The sequence below is a fragment of the Streptomyces sp. NPDC005808 genome, assembly GCF_042871385.1.
Classification (GTDB): Bacteria; Actinomycetota; Actinomycetes; order Streptomycetales; family Streptomycetaceae; genus Streptomyces.
Map to the genome: position 1 here is coordinate 174466 of NZ_JBIAIK010000003.1, position 22383 is coordinate 196848.

General features: G+C 69.7%; 19 protein-coding genes and 1 riboswitch. Of the genes, 8 read left to right on the forward strand and 11 right to left on the reverse strand.

The features are described 5' to 3' along the window. Positions 1 to 26: 26 nt before the first annotated feature. A complete protein-coding gene (locus tag ACFYPC_RS07770) occupies positions 27 to 1100 on the reverse strand; it encodes a M4 family metallopeptidase (protein ID WP_388672445.1) in 1074 nt (357 codons plus the stop codon). Positions 1101 to 1421: 321 nt separating this feature from the next. Here ACFYPC_RS07770 and leuA point away from each other — a divergent pair, with 321 nt between their 5' ends. From leuA to ACFYPC_RS07785, 3 genes are all read left to right on the forward strand, one after another. Continuing rightward, on the forward strand, positions 1422 to 3161 hold the full coding sequence (gene leuA / locus ACFYPC_RS07775; protein WP_388672447.1) for a 2-isopropylmalate synthase: 1740 nt from the start codon (positions 1422 to 1424) through the stop codon (positions 3159 to 3161). A 185-nt stretch (positions 3162 to 3346) separates the two neighbouring features. Then, positions 3347 to 4042 carry a TerB family tellurite resistance protein gene (locus tag ACFYPC_RS07780; RefSeq protein ID WP_388672449.1) on the forward strand — a complete coding sequence of 232 codons (696 nt, stop codon included), beginning with the start codon at positions 3347 to 3349 and terminating at the stop codon, positions 4040 to 4042. A 272-nt stretch (positions 4043 to 4314) separates the two neighbouring features. Further along, complete coding sequence (locus ACFYPC_RS07785; RefSeq protein WP_388672451.1) at positions 4315 to 5523, forward strand: exo-alpha-sialidase; 1209 nt, start codon at positions 4315 to 4317, stop codon at positions 5521 to 5523. Between the two features lie 18 nt (positions 5524 to 5541). On the opposite strand, the gene ACFYPC_RS07790 is transcribed toward ACFYPC_RS07785, so the two are convergent. The 5 genes from ACFYPC_RS07790 to ACFYPC_RS07810 all read right to left on the reverse strand — a co-directional run bounded on the left by ACFYPC_RS07790 (position 5542) and on the right by ACFYPC_RS07810 (position 12206). After that, complete coding sequence (locus ACFYPC_RS07790) at positions 5542 to 6477, reverse strand: dihydrodipicolinate synthase family protein (RefSeq protein WP_388672453.1); 936 nt, start codon at positions 6475 to 6477, stop codon at positions 5542 to 5544. Continuing rightward, a complete protein-coding gene (locus ACFYPC_RS07795; protein ID WP_388672455.1) occupies positions 6474 to 7544 on the reverse strand; it encodes an oligopeptide/dipeptide ABC transporter ATP-binding protein in 1071 nt (356 codons plus the stop codon). The genes ACFYPC_RS07790 and ACFYPC_RS07795 overlap by 4 nt, the downstream gene beginning before the upstream one ends. Positions 7545 to 7608: 64 nt before the next feature. Next, positions 7609 to 9600, reverse strand: a complete 1992-nt coding sequence (locus ACFYPC_RS07800; RefSeq protein ID WP_388672457.1) for a dipeptide/oligopeptide/nickel ABC transporter permease/ATP-binding protein — start codon at positions 9598 to 9600, stop codon at positions 7609 to 7611. Next, complete coding sequence (locus ACFYPC_RS07805) at positions 9600 to 10559, reverse strand: ABC transporter permease (protein WP_388672459.1); 960 nt, start codon at positions 10557 to 10559, stop codon at positions 9600 to 9602. The genes ACFYPC_RS07800 and ACFYPC_RS07805 overlap by 1 nt, the downstream gene beginning before the upstream one ends. 18 nt (positions 10560 to 10577) lie before the next feature. Further along, on the reverse strand, positions 10578 to 12206 hold the full coding sequence (locus ACFYPC_RS07810) for an ABC transporter substrate-binding protein (protein WP_388672461.1): 1629 nt from the start codon (positions 12204 to 12206) through the stop codon (positions 10578 to 10580). 244 nt (positions 12207 to 12450) lie between these two features. On the opposite strand from ACFYPC_RS07810, the gene ACFYPC_RS07815 reads away from it, so the two are divergent. After that, positions 12451 to 13317 (forward strand): FadR/GntR family transcriptional regulator, encoded by an 867-nt coding sequence (locus tag ACFYPC_RS07815; RefSeq protein ID WP_388672463.1) that lies wholly within the window; start codon positions 12451 to 12453, stop codon positions 13315 to 13317. 5 nt (positions 13318 to 13322) lie between these two features. Next, a complete protein-coding gene (locus tag ACFYPC_RS07820; RefSeq protein ID WP_388672465.1) occupies positions 13323 to 13757 on the forward strand; it encodes a protein-tyrosine phosphatase family protein in 435 nt (144 codons plus the stop codon). Between the two features lie 12 nt (positions 13758 to 13769). Here ACFYPC_RS07820 and ACFYPC_RS07825 read toward each other — a convergent pair whose 3' ends face one another. From ACFYPC_RS07825 to ACFYPC_RS07840, 4 genes are all read right to left on the reverse strand, one after another. After that, a complete protein-coding gene (locus ACFYPC_RS07825; protein ID WP_388672467.1) occupies positions 13770 to 14783 on the reverse strand; it encodes an ABC transporter substrate-binding protein in 1014 nt (337 codons plus the stop codon). A 13-nt stretch (positions 14784 to 14796) separates the two neighbouring features. Next, positions 14797 to 15564 carry an ABC transporter ATP-binding protein gene (locus tag ACFYPC_RS07830; RefSeq protein ID WP_388672469.1) on the reverse strand — a complete coding sequence of 256 codons (768 nt, stop codon included), beginning with the start codon at positions 15562 to 15564 and terminating at the stop codon, positions 14797 to 14799. Between the two features lie 3 nt (positions 15565 to 15567). Then, positions 15568 to 16605 (reverse strand): FecCD family ABC transporter permease, encoded by a 1038-nt coding sequence (locus ACFYPC_RS07835; protein ID WP_388672470.1) that lies wholly within the window; start codon positions 16603 to 16605, stop codon positions 15568 to 15570. A 103-nt stretch (positions 16606 to 16708) separates the two neighbouring features. Beyond that, a riboswitch (cobalamin riboswitch) is annotated at positions 16709 to 16861 on the reverse strand. A gap of 20 nt (positions 16862 to 16881) precedes the next feature. Then, positions 16882 to 17292, reverse strand: a complete 411-nt coding sequence (locus ACFYPC_RS07840; RefSeq protein ID WP_365439009.1) for a Fur family transcriptional regulator — start codon at positions 17290 to 17292, stop codon at positions 16882 to 16884. Positions 17293 to 17685: 393 nt separating this feature from the next. Here ACFYPC_RS07840 and katG point away from each other — a divergent pair, with 393 nt between their 5' ends. From katG to ACFYPC_RS07855, 3 genes are all read left to right on the forward strand, one after another. Continuing rightward, the gene (gene katG / locus ACFYPC_RS07845) at positions 17686 to 19905 is read left to right on the forward strand and encodes a catalase/peroxidase HPI (RefSeq protein WP_388672473.1); all 2220 of its coding nucleotides are present in this window, start codon (positions 17686 to 17688) and stop codon (positions 19903 to 19905) included. A gap of 277 nt (positions 19906 to 20182) precedes the next feature. Then, positions 20183 to 20563 (forward strand): type II toxin-antitoxin system RelE/ParE family toxin, encoded by a 381-nt coding sequence (locus ACFYPC_RS07850; protein WP_388672475.1) that lies wholly within the window; start codon positions 20183 to 20185, stop codon positions 20561 to 20563. After that, a complete protein-coding gene (locus ACFYPC_RS07855) occupies positions 20560 to 20883 on the forward strand; it encodes a helix-turn-helix domain-containing protein (protein ID WP_388672477.1) in 324 nt (107 codons plus the stop codon). The genes ACFYPC_RS07850 and ACFYPC_RS07855 overlap by 4 nt, the downstream gene beginning before the upstream one ends. 163 nt (positions 20884 to 21046) lie before the next feature. On the opposite strand, the gene ACFYPC_RS07860 is transcribed toward ACFYPC_RS07855, so the two are convergent. Next, a complete protein-coding gene (locus ACFYPC_RS07860) occupies positions 21047 to 22309 on the reverse strand; it encodes an MFS transporter (protein WP_388672478.1) in 1263 nt (420 codons plus the stop codon). Positions 22310 to 22383: the final 74 nt, after the last annotated feature.

Below are 22383 nucleotides of genomic sequence, written 5' to 3' on the forward strand. Positions count from 1 at the left end.
CCGGGCAATGAGGTGGGTACCCCCGGCTATGAGGTGGGTACCCCGACCTGTTCCCACGCCTTGAGGACGGCCTGGAGTTCCTCGCCGTCGTTGAAGCGGGTGCGCGCCGCGGCGATCGTGAGCCTGGCGAAGTCGCTGAACAGGGCCTGCTGGCCCAGCTCACCGCCGGTCAGCACGTCGTACCAGATCTGGCCCGCCCGCTCCCAGGCGTGACCGCCGAGGGCGGTGGCGGCCAGGTAGAAGGCGTGGTTGGGGATGCCGGAGTTGATGTGGACGCCGCCGTTGTCGCGGCCCGTGTTCACGAAGTCGTCCATCGTGGCGGGCTGCGGGTCCTTGCCGAGCACGTCGTCGTCGTACGCCGTGCCCGGCTCCTTCATGGAGCGCAGCGCGGTGCCGGTGACGCGCGGGGCGAGCAGGCCCGCGCCGATCAGCCAGTCGGCCTCGGCGGCGCTCTGGCCGAGTGTGTACTGCTTGATGAGCGAGCCGAAGACGTCGGACAGGGACTCGTTGAGGGCGCCGGGCTGGCCGAAGTAGGTGAGGTTCGCGGTGTACTGGGTGACGCCGTGGGTCAGCTCGTGGCCGATGACGTCGACCGGAATGGTGAAGTCGAGGAAGATCTCGCCGTCACCGTCGCCGAACACCATCTGCTCGCCGTTCCAGAAGGCGTTGTTGTAGTTCTCGTCGTAGTGCACGGTCGCGTTCAGCGGCAGACCCTCGCCGTTGATCGAGTTGCGCCGGTAGGCGTTCACGTACAGCTCGAAGGTCGCGCCGAGGCCGGCGTACGCACGGTTGACGGTGGCGTCCTTGCCGGGCTTGTCACCCTCGCTGCGGACCTTCCTGCCGGGCAGGTCCGTGCGGTGGCGGGCGTCGTGGATCGTGCGGTGCGGCTTGTCGTCGGCGGCCTCCCCGGCCGGGGCCACGGCGGGCGCCCCGATGACCGTGGTCAGCCGGCGGTGGGTGCGTTCGAGAGCGTCGCGCTCCAGGGTGCGGCGGGCGGGCCCGGCGAGCGCCGGGTCTTCGGCCCGGGCCAGCTTGTCGAGGACATGGGGCGGCACGATGGTGCAGAAGACAGGCTCGAAGCCTGACGGATTGGCGGTCATGCCGGGCACATTTGCACCGAGTCATGCCTCTGTCACTACCGGCAACCATGATTGGTGAAATGGGACGATAAGGGTCTCCTGAGGCGACCCTGAAGTGGTATGGCACACCTTTTACCTGATATGTGCAAGCGGTCCCGCATACTGATACGGGCCCCCGTATCCGGCTCGGCTCGGCTAGCATGCGGAGCATCATGCGTTTCGGGCTGCTCCTCCTTAGCTGCCGCGGCGAGGGCCTGTAAGTCGAGGCCGACCCCCTCCCCGCGGAGTCTGGTGTTGCGCCGTCGGCCGTCCTTCCGGACACCTTCGAGGAGCCCACGCATCATGGCGAACAGCCAGCGCAGTCAGAACCGCCAGCAGTCCACCTCCATGCCGGTCCACAAGTACCGTCCGTACGACCAGGTCGACATCCCCGACCGTACGTGGCCGGACAACCGGATCACCGTCGCCCCCCGCTGGCTCTCCACCGACCTGCGTGACGGCAACCAGGCCCTGATCGACCCGATGTCGCCCGCCCGCAAGCGCGAGATGTTCGACCTGCTGGTGAAGATGGGCTACAAGGAGATCGAGGTCGGTTTCCCGGCCTCCGGCCAGACCGACTTCGACTTCGTGCGCTCGATCATCGAGGAAGAGGGCGCGATCCCGGACGACGTCACGATCTCCGTACTGACCCAGGCCCGCGAGGACCTGATCGAGCGGACCGTGGAGTCCCTGGTCGGCGCGAAGCGCGCCAACGTCCACCTCTACAACGCCACCGCCCCCGTCTTCCGCCGGGTCGTCTTCCGCGGTTCCAAGGACCAGATCAAGCAGATCGCCGTCGACGGCACCCGGCTGGTCGTGGAGTACGCCGAGAAGCTGCTGGACGAGCGCACGACGTTCGGCTACCAGTACAGCCCCGAGATCTTCACCGACACCGAGCTGGACTTCGCCCTGGAGGTCTGCGAGGCCGTCATGGACGTCTGGCAGCCGGGCCCGGACCGCGAGATCATCCTCAACCTGCCCGCCACGGTGGAGCGTTCGACCCCCTCCACGCACGCGGACCGCTTCGAGTGGATGTCGCGGAACCTCTCCCGCCGCGAGTACGTGTGCGTCTCCGTCCACCCGCACAACGACCGCGGTACGGCGGTAGCGGCGGCCGAGCTGGCGCTGATGGCCGGCGCCGACCGCATCGAGGGCTGTCTGTTCGGGCAGGGCGAGCGCACCGGCAACGTCGATCTGGTCACCCTGGGCATGAACCTGTTCTCGCAGGGCGTCGACCCGCAGATCGACTTCTCGAACATCGACGAGGTCCGCCGCACCGCCGAGTACTGCAACCAGATGGAGGTTCACCCCCGTCACCCGTACGTCGGCGACCTCGTCTACACCTCCTTCTCCGGCTCGCACCAGGACGCCATCAAGAAGGGCTTCGACGCCATGGAGGCCGACGCGGCCGCCAAGGGCGTCACCGTCGACGACATCGAGTGGGCGGTCCCCTACCTGCCGATCGACCCGAAGGACGTCGGGCGCTCCTACGAAGCGGTCATCCGGGTCAACTCGCAGTCGGGCAAGGGCGGTATCGCGTACGTCCTGAAGAACGACCACAAGCTGGACCTGCCGCGCCGGATGCAGATCGAGTTCTCGAAGATCATCCAGGCGAAGACGGACACCGAGGGCGGCGAGGTCACCCCGAAGGACATCTGGGCGATCTTCCAGGACGAGTACCTGCCGGACGCCGGGAACCCGTGGGGCCGCATCCAGGTCCGCAACGGCCAGAGCACGACCGACCGCGACGGCATCGACACGCTCACCGTCGAGGCCGAGGTGGACGGCGTCGAGACCGTCCTGGTCGGCAGCGGCAACGGTCCGATCTCCGCGTTCTTCCACGCGCTGCAGGGCATCGGCGTCGACGCCCGCCTGCTGGACTACCAGGAGCACACGATGAGCGAGGGCGCCTCCGCGCAGGCCGCCTCGTACATCGAATGCGCTATCGGCGACAAGGTTCTGTGGGGAATCGGGATCGACTCGAATACGACACGTGCCTCGCTGAAGGCCGTGGTCTCCGCCGTCAACCGCGCGGGCCGCTGACCTCGTTCACCTGGCGTTTCCCGGCCCCGTCCGCCTTTCGAGGCGGGCGGGGCCGTGTCGTTTACCGGCCATTCCATGTGCAGGTCACGGGTGGGTCTCGTCCTGGGGGCTGACTCGACATCAACAATGTGGCTAACATCACGCCAGCGCGGCGATGTTGCCGCGGCATTACGGAGGTGTGCGACGTGCTGCCAGGATGGGGACGAAACGGCCGTGCAGTTCCGGTTTCCCGGATCCTGGGCACCCGTACCGCGTGGACCACCGTCGGCGACGGCGAGTTCTTCTGCCCGGGCTGCGGAGGCGACCGCAACTACCAGCGGCTCACCGGCCGGCGCCGCATCACCTGCCTCGGCGTTCCCCTCCTCCCGCGCGGCGAGACCGGGCCCGTCATCGAATGCGCCGCCTGCCGCCACCACTACGGCGCCGACGTCCTGGACCACCCCACCACCACCCGCTTCTCCGCGATGCTCCGCGACGCCGTCCACACGGTCGCCCTCGCCGTGCTCGCCGCGGACGCCAACTGTGCCCGTACGTCCCTGGAGACCGCTGCCTCGGCCGTCCGCTCGGCCGGCTTCGACGACTGCACGGAGGACCAGCTCGGCGCCCTCGTCGAGGCGCTCGCCGCGGACACCGGGCGCGTGCTGGGCGAACCGTGCGGCGCGAGTCTGGCCATAGAGCTCCATGAGGCGCTGGACCCGCTGGCCCCGCACCTCGCCCCCACGGGCCGGGAGGCGATCCTCCTCCAGGGGGCCCGCATCGCGTTGGCCGACGGCCCGTACACGCCCGCCGAGCGGGACGCACTGGCGACGGTGGGCGCGGCTCTGATGATCCGCTCGGACGATGTGACACGGCTGCTGGCGGCGGCGCGTACACCGTCCTAAGGGCACCCGGCCCATCACCCTGATCACCTCATCATGGGCAAGCTGCGCGCCCGCGACCGGGCTCAGCTGGTGATCGTGGCGTACGAGTCGGGGCTGGTCGCTCCGGGCGCACTGCGAGCTGACGGCACGTCAAAACGCCGTGTCGGCGTGCGTATCACTGTGTCCCAGCGGGCAGATTAGGTTCTGCTGGACATCCCACATCCCACATTCCACGTCCCGCGTCCCATGTCTGTCCTTCTGCGAGCGCCGTCCGTCGAAGTCCAGGGAGTGTCATGACCGTCATGAGCCGCACGGCCGCGTTCGCGGCAGCCACCGCACTCCTCACGGCCGTCGCCGGCCTCGGCAGCGCGTCCGCCATCCCGCTGTCCTCGCCCGACTGCACCTCCTCCGTGCCGTACACAGCGGGCCAGGGCGGTTACGACACCTTCCGCATCCCGGCCACGGTCACCACCCCGGCCCGCACGCTGCTCGCCTTCGCCGAGGGGAGGCACAGCGGCGCGGGCGACACCGGCAACATCGACGTCGTCGTCAGGCCGTCCTACGACAACGGCTGTACGTGGGGTGAGCTGCGCGTCGTCGCTTCCGGGGACGGCGACACCCGGGGCAACCCGGCGCCGGTCGTGGACCCGAGTACCGGCCAGATCGTCCTTGTCACCTCGTACAACAGTGGGACCGTGACCGAGGGGCAGATCATGCGCGGCGAGGTCACGGCGGCACAGAGCCGGCGCGTCTTCGTGCAGACGAGCCGTGACGACGGCCTCAGCTTCTCCGCTCCCCGCGACATCACGGCGGAGGTGAAGCTGCCGGGCTGGCGGTGGTACGCCACCGGGCCCGGGCACGCGGTCGCCCTTCGGCACGGTCCGCATGCCGGGCGGCTGGTGGTCGCCGCCAATCACTCCGCCGCGCCGGTGGCCGGCTCCGGTGACACCGGGCAGGAACGCAAGTACTACGGCGCCCACGCCATCTACAGCGACGACGGCGGGCTGAGCTGGCGGGTCGGGTTCGTCGACGACTCGTACGACGGGGTCGACAACGCGAACGAGAGCATCGCGGCCGAACTCCCTGACGGGCGGCTGTACTTCAGTTCCCGCGACCAGCACGGCACGAGTGCCGGCAACCGGCTCGACTCCTACTCCGGTGACGGTGGCGAGAGCCTGGACCGTCCGTATGCCGTCCAGCCCATGCTGAACGACGTTCCCGTTGTCCAGGGCAGTGTTCTTCAGCTTCGGGGAGCGGGGGCGGGGCTGCTCTTCTCCGGGCCTTCCGTGCCCACCGCTCGGCGGTCGATGGCTGTCTGGCGCAGCACGGACGGGGGTTCGACGTTCACCAAGGCGATCACGCTGTCGCAGCGGCCGGCAGCGTATTCGGATCTGGTGCAGCTGGGGACCAGCCGGGTGGGGATTCTCTACGAGACGGGGGCGACGGGGACGTACGAGGGGATCGAGTTCCGGCGGGTGCGGGTCGCTGACCTGCGGGGGTGAGGTGGGGGCGAAAAACCCCTACAGCAACCCCGCCGTCGCCAGATACTTCCCCACCCGCTCAATCTCCCCCTCCGACAAGGCGACCTGCGGCTCCGCCGTGACCGGGCAGTCGATGATCCCCCGCAGATACAGCCCCGCCTTGAAGGCGCCGAGTCCGGCCGAACTGCCCCCCATCCGGGCGGGATCGCCGACCCCCACCATCCCGAACAGGGAACACAGCCGCTCCTGCTCGACACGAGCCCGCCCCCAGTCGCCGTCCAGGCAGAGCCGGTACAGCCGTACGTATCCCGCGGGGTCGACGTTCGCCAGCCCGGGCACGACCCCGTCCGCCCCGAGCGCGAGCGCGGAGTCGACGACGAGTTCGGAGCCGGTGAGGACGCTGAAGCCGGTGATGCCGGGGTGTGAGCGGGCGCCGATGACGACGGAGCGGAAGCTCGCGAGGTCGCCGCTGGAGTCCTTCAGACCCGCGAGGGCGCCGTCGGCGGCGAGTTCGAGGACCAACTCCGGGCCGAGCTTGGTGTGGACGGACATCGGGAGGTCGTAGGCGAAGACGGGCAGGGACGACCGCGCGCCGAGGACGCGGAAGTGGCGGGCGATCTCGGCGGGATGGGTACGGGTGTAGAAGGGGGCGGTCACGACGACGGCGTCCGCGCCTGCCGCGGTCGCGTACCCGATGTGGTCGAGCACGCGCGGCGTTGTCATGTCGATCGCCCCGGCAAGGACAGGGAGCTGTCCGCCGACGTGCGAGACGACCGTGGAGACGACGAGCCGTCGTTGGGTGTCCGTCAGGTACGCGGCCTCGGACGACGAGCCGAGTACGAACAGGCCGTGCACCCCGCCCTCCACCAGGTGGTCCACGAGCCTGATGAGCGAGGGGACGTCCACCTCGCGGGCCGGTGTCAGGGGCGTGCAGACGGGCGGAACGACACCGGTCAGCGGCGCGGGGATCGTCATGAGGGCTCCCTGGGGTGGTGCTCGGGCGGGACGTCGGCCATGACGGCGGCCGGCGAGGCGGACAGCGCCTGCGCGACCAGGTCGCGCGTGGACTGGCCCTCCTCCACAGGATGGTGGCACCGGTAGCGGTGATCGGGGCGTGACGCGGCCGTGAAGTCCGGCATGGCGCCCGCGCACACCTCGTCCGCCTTCCAGCACCGGGTACGGAACGGGCAGCCGGACGGCGGGCGGGTGGCCGAGGGGACGGGGCCCACCAGGGGGATCGGGTCGATGGGGTCGAGGAGGCCGGGGGTGGCCGAGAAGAGGGCACGGGTGTACGGGTGCCGGGAGCTGTCGGTGACCTCGTGGGCCGGGGACTCCTCGACGATCCTGCCGAGGTACATCGTGATCACCCGGTCGCTCATCCTGCGTACCGTCTGGATGTCGTGCGAGACGAAGACGAGGGCCAGGCCCAGGCGTTCCTTCAGGTCCAGGAGGAGGTTCAGGATCTGGGCGCGAACGGACACGTCCAGCGCGCTCGTCGGCTCGTCGGCCACGACGAGGTCGGGGTCCAGGGCCAGCGCGCGGGCGATGGCCACGCGCTGGCGCTGGCCGCCGGAGAGCTGGCCCGGCAGCCCGTCGGCCAGCACGCGGGGCAGGCCGACCAGTTCCATCAGCTCCTTGACCCGCTCCTCGCGCTGGGCCGGCGTACCGCGCTTGTGGACGTCCAGCGGGTCCCGCAGGATGCGCCGGATCGTCAGGCGCCGGTTCAGGGCGGTCGACGGGTCCTGGAAGATCATGCCGGTGCTCCCGCCGACGGCCTTGCGTCGCTCGGCGGGGTTCAGCGACCACAGGTCCCGGCCGCCGAACGTCACCGTGCCGTACGTCGGCTGCTGTACCCCTACCAGCACCTTGGCGAGTGTCGACTTGCCGCAGCCGGACTCGCCGACGACGCCGACCGTCTCGCCGGGCGCGATGGTGAGATCGGCGCCGGTCAGGGCGTACACCCGGTCGCGGGAGAACAGCCCGCCGGTGCGGGCCTTGTGGACGACGTGGGCGTCGGAGAGTGTCAGCAAGGCGTTCGTCACGGGGGCCCCGTCTTCGAGGGTCGGCGCATTCACCGTACGGTCCCGCCTTCCCCAGCCGGCGCGTTCAATTCACGACCTCGCTTCCGGTCGGCTCCGGCGTCAGGTCGATCGCCGGGTGGTGGCAGGCCGCCAGGTGGTAGCGGTTGCCCAGCAGGTCGGGTGCGGTGTCGCGGCACCGTTCGCTCGCCATCGGGCAGCGGTCGGCGAAGCGGCAGCCCGCCGGGAAGTCGGCGGGGGAGGGGACGACGCCCTTGATCTGCGTCATCCGTTCGGCCGCCGTCTCCAGTGACAGGACGCTGCCGAGCAGGCCGCGCGTGTAGTGGTGGGCCGGCTCCTCCACGAGGTCGGCGGTCACGCCCACCTCGACGATCTGGCCGCCGTACATGACGACCACCCGGTCGGTGACCGCCGAGATCAGCGCCAGGTCGTGCGAGACGAGGATCAGCGCGAAGTCCAGCTCGGCGCGCAGCCGCAACAGCAGCTCCATGACCTGTGCCTGGACGGTCACGTCGAGGGCGGTCGTCGGTTCGTCGGCGACGATGAGCTTGGGGTCGCGGGACAGGGCCATGGCGATGAGGACGCGCTGGCGCTGGCCGCCGGAGAGCTCGTGGGGGTAGCTGCGCAGGGTGCGTTCGGGGTCGAGACCGACCAGATCGAGGAGCTCCGTGGGGGTGCGACTGCCACCCCGCCGTACGACCTGTTTCAGCTGCGACCTGATCGTCATCGCAGGGTTGAGGGACGACAGCGCGTCCTGGTAGATCATCGCCATCTCGTGGCCGAGCAGCTTGCGCCGCACACGCATCGGCTCGCCGACCAACTGCCGCTGGTTGAAACGGACATGGCCCCGGACCCGGGCGCCCTTCGGCTCCAGGCCCATCAGCGTCAGCGCCGTCAGCGACTTGCCGCAGCCGGACTCGCCCACCAGCCCGAGCACCTCACCCGGCCGCACCTCGAAACTGATGCCGTCGACGATGTCCACACCCCCGTGGCGGGCATCGAAGCCGATGGCCAGGTTCTCGACGGCCAGGACGGGCAGGGCGCCCTCGGGAAGGGGGCGGGCCCGGCTGCGCAGCCGGGCGGCGGCCTCCGTGAGCCCCGGCAGGTCCAGGACCTTGCCGCTGCCGGGCTCGGGGGCCTCAAGGCGGTCCTTCGCCTCCCGTGCCGGAACGTCTCGTGCGACGGGCGCGGCCCACGCGTCCGAGACGCCCTCGGAGAGGATGTTCAGCGACAGCACGGTGACCAGCATCAGCAGCCCCGGGAAGACGGTGGCCCACCAGCCGCCGGTCAGCACCATGTTCTTGCCGTCCGCGATGACGCTGCCCCAGGACGGGTCCGGGGGCCTCACGCCCGCGCCGATGAAGGACAGCGAGGCCTCGAAGACGATGGCCTCGGCGACCTGCACGGTGCAGAACACCAGGATCGGTGCGGCGCAGTTGACGGCCACGTGCTTGATGACGATGTGCGGGGTGCGGGCGCCGATGACGTGCTCGGCGGTGACGTAGTCCTCGCCGTACTGGTCGAGGACGTTCGCCCGTACGACCCTGGCGACCGACGGCGTGAACAGGAAGGCGATCGCGCAGATCAGCACGGTGATCCCGCCGCCGAACACGGCGACCAGGACGGCGGCCAGCGCGATACCCGGGAACGCCATGACCACGTCCAGGCAGCGCATCAGCGTCTCGTCGACCGCCTTGCGCGAGGTCGCGGCGACCGCGCCGAGGAGCGCTCCCACGACGAGGGCGAGCGCGGTGGCGCCCAGGCCGATGGCCAGCGACCAGCGGGCGCCGTACATCAGCCTGCTCATGATGTCCCGGCCGAGGCTGTCCTGCCCCATCCAGTGGCTCGCGGACGGGGCGCCGGTGCCGCCGACCGGCGTCTGCTGGTCGAGCGGGTCGTCGGGGGCGAGCAGCGGCGCGAACACCGCCACCAGCACCACCAGGGCGAGGAAACACACGGCGACCCGGGACAGCAGCGGCAGCCGGCGCCAGCCGCGCAGCCGGATGCCGGGCCGGGACAGGACTTCGGTGAGACGCTTGCGACTGAAGGGCGTGAACATCAGGTGGCCTCCCTCAGCCGCGGGTTGACCAGCAGATACAGGATGTCGATGGCGAGGTTCACGACGACGAAGCCGGTGGCCGTGGTCAGGACGACGCCCTGCACGACCGCCGGGTCACCGTTCTTCACGGCGTCGATCATCAGCTTCCCCATGCCGGGCAGCGAGAAGATCGTCTCGATGACGACCGCCCCGCCGAGCAGATAGCCCACGCGCAGCCCGAGCACGGTGAGCGGGTTCATCAGGGCGTTGCGCAGGACGTTGCGGCCGACGACTACGTGCGGCGGCAGGCCGCTGCCGATCGCCGTCCGCACGTAGTCCTTGTCCAGCTCCTCGACCACCGACGTGCGCACGATCCGGGTGAGCTGCGCGGCGACCGGCAGCGACAGCGCGAGCGCGGGCAGCGTCATCGTCTTGAGCCAGCCGGTCAGTGAGTCGGCCGGGTTGATGTAGCCACCGGTCGGGAACCAGCCCAGGTCGACGGCCAGATACTGGATCATCAGCAGCGCCAGCCAGAAGCCGGGCGCCGCGACGCCGGTCAGTGAGACGACGCGGATGATCTGGTCGGGCAGCCGGTCGCGGTAGATCGCGGCGGTGACGCCGCCGAGCAGCGCGAGCACCACGGCGATGCCGAGCCCCAGGAAGGTGAGCTGGAGCGTGAGCGGCAGCGCGGTGGTGATCTGTTCGAGTACCGGCGACCTGGTCAGCGCGCTGGTGCCCAGGTCGCCGTGGAGCAGGTCACCGACGAAGGAGAAATAGCGGACCGGGAACGGATCGAGGAGCCCGTTCTGTTCCCGGAAGTCGTTCAGCTGCTGCGGAGTCGGATTGGCGCCCTGGAAGAACGCCGACGCCGGATCGACGTCCGAGAACCGCATCACGATGAACACGAAGAGGACGATCCCGAGCATCAGCGGCACGAGCAGGGCGATGCGGCGGAGCAGGATTCTGACGACGGTGACCACGTGCTGACTACCTCCGGTCTAAACCCACTTGGCTTGCAGAAGGTTGATGCCGGGGTACGGCTGTGCCCTTATCCCCGTGAGTTTCTTCGGGTCCCAGGCGGTCATCAGCTCGTTGTGCACGACCGGATAGAGCACGGCCTGTTCGGCGACGACGTCGATGTAGTCCTGGATCATCGTCTTCTTCCGGGTGGCGTCCGACTCCCGGGTCGCCTGGTCCATGTCCTTGAAGAGCTTCTTGGCCACGGAGTTGTCGGTCCAGCGGGCGTAGCCCATCCACAGGTTCTGCGGGCCGTAGTTGTAGTGCATGATCAGGTCCGCGTCGAGGCCGAACTGGTTGGGGTTCGAGGCCGCGGCGACCACCTGGTAGTCCTGCTTCTGGTCCATCTTCGTGAAGACGGCCGTCGTCTCCTGCGGGTCGAGTGTCGTCTGCACGCCGATCGCGTCCCAGGACGCCTTGATCGTCGGCAGGCAGTCCACGATCCAACTGACGTTGACCGCCATGATGTCGACCTTGAGCCCCTTGACCCCGGCCTCCGCCAGGAGAGCTTTCGCCTTCTCCGGGTCGTACGCGTAGACGGTCTTCGCCGGCCGGTAGCTCGGGTTGCCCTCGTTGAGGAACGAACTCGCCGCCCTGCCGTGCCCCTTGAGGGCGACCTGGACCATCTTGTCGGTGTCGATGGCGTAGTGCAGCGCCTGCCGCACCCGCACGTCGTCGAACGGCTTGCGCCGGGTGTTGAACATCAGGAAGAGGTTGTTCATCCCCGCGCCGCCCTCGACCACCATGCCGCCCTTCTTGAGCTGCTGGATGTTGGCGTACGGGATGTTGTCGGCGATCGGCGCCCCGGCGCTCGCCCCCGAGATCTTCGCGACGCGCGGCGCGGCGTCCACCATCGTCAGCCAGTTCATCTTCTTGAAGGCCGCCCTGCGCGGGCCGTTGTAGTCGGCGAAGGCCTCGAAGGTGGTGTTCGACTTCGGGTGATGGGCGGTCTGCCGGTACGGCCCCGAGCCGATCGCCTTGCCCCTGATCGCGTCGTCCCAGGCGCCGGGCTGCGAGAAGACGTGCTTGGGCATGACCTTCGCGAGGGTGAGCCGCGAAACCCCTTCAGGGAAGGGGAACTTGAGCAGCAGCTCGACGTTCATCGCGTCGATCTTCCGGACTTCCTGCAGCCAGCTCGCGAAGAAGCCCTTGCCGAGCGTCTGCGTCTTCGGATCGAGGATCCGGTCGAACACGAAGACCACGTCGTCGGCGGTGACGGGCTTGCCGTCGTGGAACCTGGCGCCCGGCCGCAGCTCGAACTTCCAGGAGGTGCCGGTGAGGTCGGCGGGCACCTGGGTGGCGAGCGCGGCGTACGGCTCGCGGGAGATCGGGTCCGTGTCGAGCAGGCCCTCGTAGATGTGGTTGTTGGCGGCCATGGAGAAGGCGGACGCCGTCTGCGTCGGATCCCAGCTTCCGTCGTTCCCGTAGCCGATGACGGCGGTCAGCGTCCCGTTCCCGCCGCTGCCTCCGCCACCGGTGTCGTTCGTGGACTCCGGCCCCATCGAGCAGGCCGACAGCGACGACGAGACGGCGGCGGCCGCGCCCAGCGCGCCGGTGTACTTCAGGAACGACCGGCGGTGCAGCGCCGGAGTGGGGGTCACGTCGCGCACGGTTCCTCCAGTGAGGAGTGGTCCAGTGAGTGGGAGATACGACGTCCTACGTCATAGGGGGCAGCGTGACCATAAGAGGGGGCGTAAGGGGGGTCAAGAGAACACACACGAATGGCGTATGTTCCAAAGGTGCGACCAATGGCACAGAGAAATAGGCCTAATTGACGACTTGTCAATGACTGATTGACGTTTCTTCATTCCGGAGGTGGGACGTCGGATGTCCAGCGAGCGTACGATGCGGCGCATGCCCGAGGAGAACGGTGGCCGGCGCATCCCCGAGCAGACCGGTGGCCGGCGCAGGCCCGAGCGCCGGCTGGGCGGCCAGATACAGCGCGAGGTGATGCAGCTCATCCTCGACCGCGGCCTCAGGGCCGGTGCGCCGCTGCCGACCGAGACCGAGCTGATGGAGGACCTCGGCGTCAGCCGCAACTCCGTCCGCGAGGCCCTCAAGGCTCTCCAGGCCCTCGACATAGTCGACATAAGGCACGGCTACGGCACCTACGTCGGTGAGGCGTCGCTGACCCCGCTGGTGGACGGCCTGACCTTCCGGACACTCGCACGGCCCGGCGACGACGCGAGCGCGCTGGCCGAGATACTCCAGGTCCGCGAGGTGCTGGAGGAGGGGCTGATCCGCCGGGTCGCGGGCACGCTCTCCGAAGCCGAGCTGGACCGGCTCGAATCCATCGTGACCCGGATGGAGTCCGCGGGTGGGGTGGAGACCGCGGGCGGCAATGACTCCGCGGGCCGGACGGAGAGCGTGACCCCGATGAAGTCCGAGAGTCGGATGGTGACCGTGACCCGGATGGAGGCCGTCGGCCCGGAGGGCGGCCCCTTCGCCGAACTCGACCGCGAATTCCACGAGTTGCTGTACGCCTCACTCGGCAACGCCCTCGTCCCCCAGCTTCTCGGCGCCTTCTGGACCGTCTTCCGCCGCGTCTCCGGCATCCGCGGCTGGACCGACGACCCGGCCCCCGAGGTCACCGTCCGCCGCCACCGCGACATCGTCACCGCACTGCGCGCCCACGACGTCGAGGGCGCGCAGCGGGCCATGGCGGTCCACTTCCGGGGCGTCGAAGCGCGGGCGGCGCAGGAGTCACGCGGAGTAAGTTGATTCTCGTGACGGAGCCCTGGGACCCCAACGGCGCAGGCGTCCTGCGCCTCCCCTCCGGCCGCCTGGTCCGAGGCCGCGCCCTGAGCCGCCCGCTGCCCGCCGACGGCCCTGCACCGACGTACGCCGTGTACCTCCTCGGCAAGCAGCCCCCCGAAGTCCCCTGGGAGACCCACTGGTTGCGCTGGCCGGACTTCCGGCTGCCCGCCGACCGGGCCCGCGCCGTCGAACTCCTCACCGAGGCCTGGAGCCGAACCCTCGCCGATCGCGTCGAGCTCGCCTGCGGTGGCGGCCGGGGCCGCACGGGCACCGCCCTGGCCTGCCTGGCCGTCCTGGACGGGGTGCCGCCCGAGGAGGCCGTGGACTTCGTACGCCGCCACTACGACCGGCACGCGGTGGAGACGCCGTGGCAGCGGAGGTACGTACGGCGCTTCGCCGCCTGAAAGCCACGCGGGCTATGAGGCGGCGCCGGTCCCCGCCACCGTCCGCACGTACGCGCCCAGGCGGGCGATCGCCGACGGGTTGCGCGGGCTCTCGACGAGGTCGACGTAGTCGAGGACGAAGATCCGCTTGTTCTTGACGGCGGAGACGTTCCGCAACGGCGCGTACGACAGCAGGAACTTCCGCTTCTCCTCGGCGCTGACGTCCCCGTAGTCGCAGATCACGATGACGTCAGGGTCCCGCTCGACGACGGTCTCCCAGCCCACCGTCGTCCAGGAGTCGTCGAGGTCGTGCGTGATGTTCACGCCGCCCGCCCTACTGATGATCTCCTCGGGGGCGGCGTACCGCCCGGAGGTGAAGGGCTGGTCCTGGCCGCTGTCGTAGAGGAAGACCTTCGGCCGGTCCGCGCCCGTCGGTGCCTCGGCCTGCACGGCGGCGACCTGCTTCTTGAAGTCCGCGACCAGTGTGGCCGCCCGCTGCTCGACGCCGAAGAGCTTCCCGAGGTTGGTGAGGTCGGCGTACAGGGCGTCCAGCGGCGGCATGATGCCGCGCGAGGACTCGGTACGGCCGTTGCGGCAGGACTCGGTGAGGATGTACGAGGGGACGCCGAGCTTCTTCAGGGCATCCGGGGTGACGCCGCTGTCCTCGCGGAAGCCGTAGTTCCAGCCGGCGAAGACCAGATCGGCGCGGGCGTCGAGGACGTTCTCCTGGGTGAGCTGCTGCTTGGACAGCCACTTCACCTCGTCGTAGCCGTCCTTCCAGGGCACGCCGGTCAGATCGCCCTTGTCGTCCGGCATGGCGAACCCGGCCATGCGGTCCTCCAGGCCCAGCGCGAACATGATCTCGGTGATGCCGACGTCGTTCGTGACGACACGTTCGGGGACCTTCTCGTACGTCACCTTCTGGCCGCAGTTGGTGAGGGTGACGGTCGACGACGCCGGTTTCGACTCCGACGTCTTGACCTGGGCGCCGCATCCGGTGACGAGGGTGACGAGACACACGGCGACGGCTGCAACGGGCTTGCGCATACGGGGAGTTCCTTTATCGGGCCGAGGGGAGAAGGTCGAAGAGCAACTGCACGGCACCGGTCTCCGGATGTCGCACCGGATGGGCGCGGACCCCGAACACCTCGGCCAGCAACGCCGGTTGGAGCACGTCGTGCGGCGGGCCCGACGCGACGACACGCCCCCCGTCGATCACGTACAGCAGATCGCAGTGGGCGGCGGCGAGATTGAGGTCGTGCAGGGCGGCCAGCACGGTCAGGCCACTGGCCCGGACCAGCGACAGCACGTCCAACTGGTGCGCGATGTCAAGGTGGTTGGTCGGTTCGTCGAGCACCAGCACGCGCGGCTGCTGGGTGAGCGCCCGCGCGATCAGGACGCGCTGCTTCTCGCCACCCGAGAGCGCGAGGAAGCCGCGTTCGGCGAGATGCGCGACTCCGGTACGGGCCATGGCGTCGGCGCGGATCGCCCGGTCCTCCTTGGCGGTGCGCCCCTGATGCGGCAGCCGCCCCATCCCGACCACCTCGGCGACGGTGAAGTCGAACTCGGCCGACGACTCCTGCGGCAGCGCGGCGAGCAGCCGGGCGGCGGCCCGCGCGTCCATCGTGTGCACGTCGTCCCCGTCGAGCCGCACCACCCCGCCCGCCGGCCGCAAGGCCCGGTACACGCACCGCAACAGCGTCGACTTGCCGCTCCCGTTGGGCCCGACGAGCCCGACGAAGTCCCCACTGCCCACGCTCAGTCGAATGTCGTCCACGAGCCGGACCGCACCGGCGTCGACCGACACACCCTCCACATCGAGCCGCATCGGTCAGCGCCCTCCGAACGCGTAGCCGCCGCGCCGCATCAGCAGCAGGAAGGCGGGCACCCCGACCACGGCGGTGATCACGCCGACCGGCAGCTCGGACGGGGCGAGCAGCAGCCGGGACAGCACATCGGCCCACACCAGCAGCACGGCTCCGGCGAGCGGCGCCACCACCAGCACCCGGCGGTGATCGGCGCCGACGAGCATCCGTACGACATGCGGCACCATCAGCCCGACGAAGCCGATGGCTCCGCTCACGGCGACCACGCACCCGGTCACAGCGGCCGTGACGAGGAACAGCTCCCGGCGCAACCGTCCGGGCGGCACGCCGAGCGCGGCGGCGGTCTCGTCGCCCATGGCGAGGGCGTTGAGCGACTCGGCCCGCCGCAGCAGCCAGGCCCACCCCGCGAGCGCCACCGCGGCCGCGAGCGGCACCTTCTCCCAGGTCGCGCCGCCGAGGCTGCCAAGGAGCCACATCATCGCCGACCGGGCGGCCTCACCGCGGGCGGCGCCGAAGACCATGACGGTGGTGAGGGCCTCGAAGCCGTACGCGAGTGCCGTCCCGGTCAGCACCAGGCGCAGCGGTGTGAGCCCGAGCGGCGACCTGGCCACCGCGTAGACGAGCGCCATGGCGGCCAGTGCCGAGCCGAAGGCGGCGACGGACAGCGCCCACACCCCGAGCCCGGCGAACAGCCCGAGCAGGATGACGGCGTTGGCACCCACGGCCGCGCCGGAGGAGATCCCGAGCACGAACGGATCCGCGAGCGCATTGCGCACCATGGCCTGTACGGCGACGCCGACGGCCGCGAGCCCGGCGCCGACGACGGCGGAGAGCACCGCACGAGGCAGCCGGATCTCCCAGACGATGGTGTACGGGGCGACGTCACCGGGCTGGATATCGCCCCCGGTCACCCCGGCCCACAGAAACCGCAGTACCTGCCCCCACCCGATCCCCGAAGCGCCCAGTCCGACCCCGCAGAGCAGTGACAGACACAGCAACAGCGCCAGCCCGACGACCAGCGGCACGACGGGTGTTCGGCGCACGGGCGGCGGGTCCTAAGCCTCGGGCCGCCTCGTGAACACAAGCAGGGGATGGGCAGCACAGCCGAACCGTGCGGTCCCCTCTCGCAGTCCGCGGCGAGCGTCATCGGGTCACATGCCACCCCGCGGGTAATCGGGCTCACGCGACGGGCTCAGGCGGCCGGTCACGCTTACCGTTGCGGGTCAGCGCCGGACTCTCACCGGACTTCCCCCACGGGACGCGTCATGAGCGTAACAAACGGGCGAAGAGCCAAGGGCCGGTGCCGGTGCCGGACAGTCCTAGGCGCAGGACGGGCACAGGCCGCGGTAGGTGACCTCGACCTCGGAGACCGTGAAGCCGAACCGCTCCTCCGCCGGGAGGTCGGCCAGCGGGTTGCCGGCCGGGTGGACGTCGCGGATGGTGCCGCAGTTGGAACACACCAGGTGCTGGTGGGGATGGTGGGCGTTCGGGTCGTATCGCTTGGCGCGGCCGTCGGTGGAGACCTCCAGGACCTCGCCGAGGGAGACCAGCTCGCCCAGGGCGTTGTAGACCGTCGCGCGGGAGATCTCCGGCAGCCGCTGTGCCGCGCGGGCGTGCACCTCGTCGGCCGTGAGGTGTACGTGCTCGCCGTCGAGGACCTCCGCGACCACACGTCGCTGGGAGGTCATCCGCCAGCCACGTCCTCGCAGTCGCTCCAGCAGGTCACTCATATCGGTTCACCTATTCAGGTTCAGTGGATGCCCGGAGTTTACCGGTCGAGGTCCGGGTTCCGGTTGGATATGGGCTTGGCCCGCTTCTTGACTTGGACTCGGTCCATCGTAGGATCGGTTCCGGCGATAGCCAAGGGACAGGAAGACTCCAGTACGGCATGAGACAGAGACGTGACGGGACCACCTCGGCTTCGAGGCGATCCATCCCCTCCGGGATGCGCGGTCGCGCGAGCCATATCTCCCTCCCGGCCGTATGTGAGGCCCTCCGCAGGTCGGCGAGGCCGGTCACCCCGACTCCGCCGCCGCCCACCCCAGTCTTCGTACCCCCCGCCCGACCGTTCCACCGCCCGCAGCTCCTTGATCCCGTGACCCGGCAGGTCCGGAAGGATTCCCATGACTGAGAACCACGACGCAATTGTCACCGACGCGAAAACGGAGGGCGGCGGTGGCTGCCCGGTCGCGCACGACCGAGCCCCGCACCCGACCCAGGGCGGCGGAAACCGCCAGTGGTGGCCGGAGCGGCTCAACCTGAAGATCCTTGCCAAGAACCCCGCCGTCTCCAACCCCCTCGGCGAGGACTTCGACTACGCCGCCGCGTTCAAGACCCTCGACCTCGCCGCCGTGAAGGCGGACATCGCCGAGGTGCTGACGGACTCGCAGGAGTGGTGGCCGGCCGACTTCGGGCACTACGGCCCGTTCATGATCCGGATGGCCTGGCACAGCGCGGGCACCTACCGCATCAGCGACGGCCGCGGCGGCGCCGGCGCCGGCCAGCAGCGCTTCGCCCCCCTCAACAGCTGGCCGGACAACGGCAACCTCGACAAGGCCCGCCGGCTGCTGTGGCCGGTCAAGAAGAAGTACGGCCAGAGCATCTCCTGGGCCGACCTCATGATCCTCACCGGCAACGTCGCCCTGGAGTCGATGGGCTTCGAGACCTTCGGCTTCGCCGGCGGCCGCGCGGACGTCTGGGAGCCCGACGAGGACGTCTACTGGGGTCCCGAGACCACCTGGCTCGACGACCAGCGCTACACCGGCGACCGCGAGCTGGAGAACCCGCTCGGCGCCGTCCAGATGGGCCTCATCTACGTCAACCCCGAGGGCCCGAACGGAAACCCGGACCCGCTGGCCGCGGCCCGCGACATCCGTGAGACCTTCCGCCGGATGGCGATGAACGACGAGGAGACGGTCGCCCTGATCGCGGGCGGTCACACCTTCGGCAAGACCCACGGCGCGGGCCCGGCGGACGCCGTCGGCGCCGACCCCGAGGCCGCCCCGATCGAGGCGCAGGGCTTCGGCTGGAAGAGCACCTACGGCACCGGCAAGGGCGGCGACGCGATCACCAGTGGCCTGGAGGTCACCTGGACGCAGACGCCGACCCAGTGGAGCAACCACTTCTTCCAGAACCTGTTCGGCTACGAGTGGGAGCTGACGTCCAGCCCCGCCGGCGCCAACCAGTGGGTGGCGAAGGACGGAGCGGGCGCGGGCACCATCCCCGACGCGCACGACCCGTCGAAGACCAAGGCTCCGATGATGCTGACCACCGACCTCGCGCTGAAGGTCGACCCGGCGTACGAGGAGATCTCGCGGCGCTTCTACGAGAACCCCGACCAGTTCGCGGACGCCTTCGCCCGCGCGTGGTTCAAGCTGACCCACCGCGACCTGGGCCCGATCGTGCGCTACCTCGGCTCCGAGGTCCCCTCCGAGACGCTCCTGTGGCAGGACCCGCTGCCCGCGGTGACCCACGAGCTCGTCGACGCCGCGGACATCGCCGCCCTCAAGGCCCAGGTCCTCGCCTCGGGTCTGTCGGTCTCCCAGCTCGTCTCGACCACGTGGGCGGCGACCTCGTCCTTCCGTGGCAGCGACAAGCGCGGCGGCGCCAACGGCGCGCGCATCCGCCTCCAGCCGCAGATCGGCTGGGAGGTCAACGAGCCGGACCAGCTCGCGCAGGTGCTGCGCACCCTGGAGGGCATCCAGACGTCCTTCAACGCCGGCGGCAAGCAGATCTCGCTGGCCGACCTGATCGTCCTCGCGGGTGCCGCGGGCGTCGAGAAGGCCGCCAAGGACGCGGGCTTCGACATCGAGGTCCCCTTCACGCCGGGCCGCGTGGACGCCTCGCAGGAGCAGACGGACGTGGAGTCGTTCGCCGCGCTCGAGCCCACCGTCGACGGCTTCCGCAACTACCTCGGCAAGGGCAACCGCCTGCCCGCCGAGTACCTGCTGATCGACAAGGCGAACCTGCTGAACCTGAGCGCGCCCGAGCTGACGGTCCTCGTCGGCGGCCTGCGCGTCCTGGGTGCGAACCACGGGGACTCCAAGCACGGCGTCTTCACCACGACCCCGGGGATCCTGACCAACGACTTCTTCGTCAACCTGCTCGAACTGGGCACGACGTGGTCGGCGACGTCCGAGGACCAGAACACCTTCGAGGGCCGCGACGCCTCGGGCGAGGTCAAGTGGACCGGTACCCGCGCCGACCTGGTCTTCGGCTCCAACTCCGAGCTGCGCGCCGTCGCGGAGGTCTACGCCAGCGATGACGCGAAGGAGAAGTTCGTGAACGACTTCGTCGCCGCGTGGGTCAAGGTCTCGAACCTGGACCGGTTCGACCTGGTCTGATCCGGTCTGACCACTCGGATCCATCGGTGATCCGGCGGTAAGGAACGTCCAGGCCGGCCCGCAGGGGTCGGCCTGGACGTTCCTGTTTCCGGTGCCTGCGAGTCCTGGCCATCTGGCTTCGACGTGCCTGTGCGGTCCTTCACCAAACGGAGTCCAGGCGGCGGAGCCTGATGACTGATGAGCGCGTCGGCCTCGTACGAGTGAAGGCTCGGGGTTCGGACTTGCGGCTCCACCTCCCGCGTGTTTAGCAAATGCTAAACTCGCGAAGGGATTGAAGGTGGAAGAGCAGTGGGACGTCTACCTGACGGACGAGGTGGATCAGTGGCTGCACGATTTGGAAAAGGCCGACCCCGGCTCGTACACGCTTGTCAACCAGGCGATCTGGATCCTTGCCTGCCACGGCCCGGCCGAGGGGCGTCCTCTTGTCGACCGGATCAAGGGCTCGGCCTTGCACAATCTCAAGGAGTTGCGGCCCGGTTCGGCGGGCCGGAGCGAGGTGCGTGTCCTGTTCATGTTCGACCCTTGGCGCTCCGCGATCCTGTTGGTGGCGGGAGACAAGGCGGGGAACTGGAGCGCCTGGTACGACGAGGCGATCCCGTTGGCCGAACTTCGGTATGCGGAGTACGTGGCTGATCGGAAGAAGGAGCCGGGAAAGTGAGCGGATACGTCAGTTGGTCGGCCAGTGGGCACCGGGAGCGGGCGGAGGAGCTGGCGGGTGGTCGGGACGCGTTTCTCGAAGGCGCCCAGCGCATGCTTGCCGAGGCACGGGCCTGGCGGCTGGTCGACATGCGTCAGGAACGCGGGTTCACCCAGGCCCAAGTGGCTGAGCGTATGGGTGTGAGCAAGGGACGGGTCTCCCAGATCGAGAGTGGTCAGGTATCCGGTACGGATGTCGTGGCGCGCTACGTCGAGGCGCTGGGTGGGAATCTGGTGCTGGTCGCGGTCTTTGGTGACGGGGAGTTGCGCAAGGTCGGGTGACCGGGCGTGGGTGATGGGGCGTGCGGGGGTGCCTGTCGGCCAGGGGTGTGGGGCGGCCCCGACAGTCACTTGAGGACCGGGGTGGGGTCACCTGGCCACGCCGCGAGTGGACTTCGTTCAGGTGGTGGATGTGGTCATCGGGACGGGACCGTCCGTCCAGGGCTCAGATGCGGTCGACGGCTTCTGAGGTTTCGGTATCGGCTGTGCGGTTGTCCTGGGGCGAGGACTCGTGGCGCGGTAGCAGCAGCGGGGTGGCCAGGAGGAGGACTCCCGCGATCGCGATTGCGGTGCGTGGCGTGGTGACGGCGGCGAGCAGCCCCCATACGGCGGTCAGGGCCGCGATGGTGGCGCTGCTGCTGACCGACCACGCGGTCAGGGTGCGGGCGACCCGCTCGGGGGCGGTGTGGGCGAGGCGGTAGGTGGCCACTACCGGGTTGAAGAGGCCGATGCAGGTCACCAGGCCGAACTGAACGGCGATGACGAGCACGATCCCGGGGACACCGGGCTGGACGAACGCCAGTCCGAGGGGCCAGCAGGCGCGCAGCACCCCGGAGACGCGTATCACCCTGTGCTGACCGAAACGCGGTACGAGCCGGCGTGAGAGGCGTGCGCCGATGAGGCCGCCGATGCAGGGGGACGCGAACACGAGGCCGTACTGCCAGGGGGCGAAGCCGAGGTCGCCCAGCAGGAGTACGAGGATCAGCGGCTCGGAGGCCATGATCAGGCCGTTGACCGCGAGCACGTTGAAGAACAGGGGGCGGAGGGTGGGGTGGGCGAGGATGTGGCGCCAGCCGTCGAGCAGGTCGCCCGCTCGTAGTTGTGGTGCGGTGGGCCTTGTGGGCTGTGGATCCGTTCCGCCGATCGCGCGGATGCCCAGGGCCGAGAGCAGGTAGCTGACCGCATCCGCGGTCACGGTCGTCACCGGGCCGAAGATCCCGATCGCGGCTCCGCCGAGCGGTGGTCCGACCGTCGTCGCGGTCCATGTCGTGGACTCGAAGCGGCTGTTCGCGACGATCAGGTCCTCGGGTGGTACGAGCGCCTTCAGATACGCACCGCTTGCCGCGTTGAAGGCGATGTTGGCCGCGGCGACGACCACGGAGACGACGAGGAGCTGGGCGAAGCTGAGCAGGCCGAGCGCGAACGCGAGGGGGACGCTCAGCAACGCCGCGAACCGGGTCAGGTCCATCGCGACCATGACCGGCCGCTTGCGGCGGAACTCCACCCACGGACCGAGCGGCACCGCCACCACGGCCCCCACCGCCCGCCCCGCGGCAGCCAGCGCCGCCACCTGGGTCGGCCCGGAGTGCAGCACGAGCACCGCGATCATGGGAAACGCGCCGAACCCGAGCGCCGTACCGTACGAGCTGACGGCGAACGACGCCCACAACCACCCGAACCGCCGCCCCAGCGCCCGTCCCCCCGCCATACCCACCGCACCTCTCGCCGCCCCGGAACCGGATGGGGCGCCCTACGACGACCTCGCCGCCGCGTTCGGGCTGA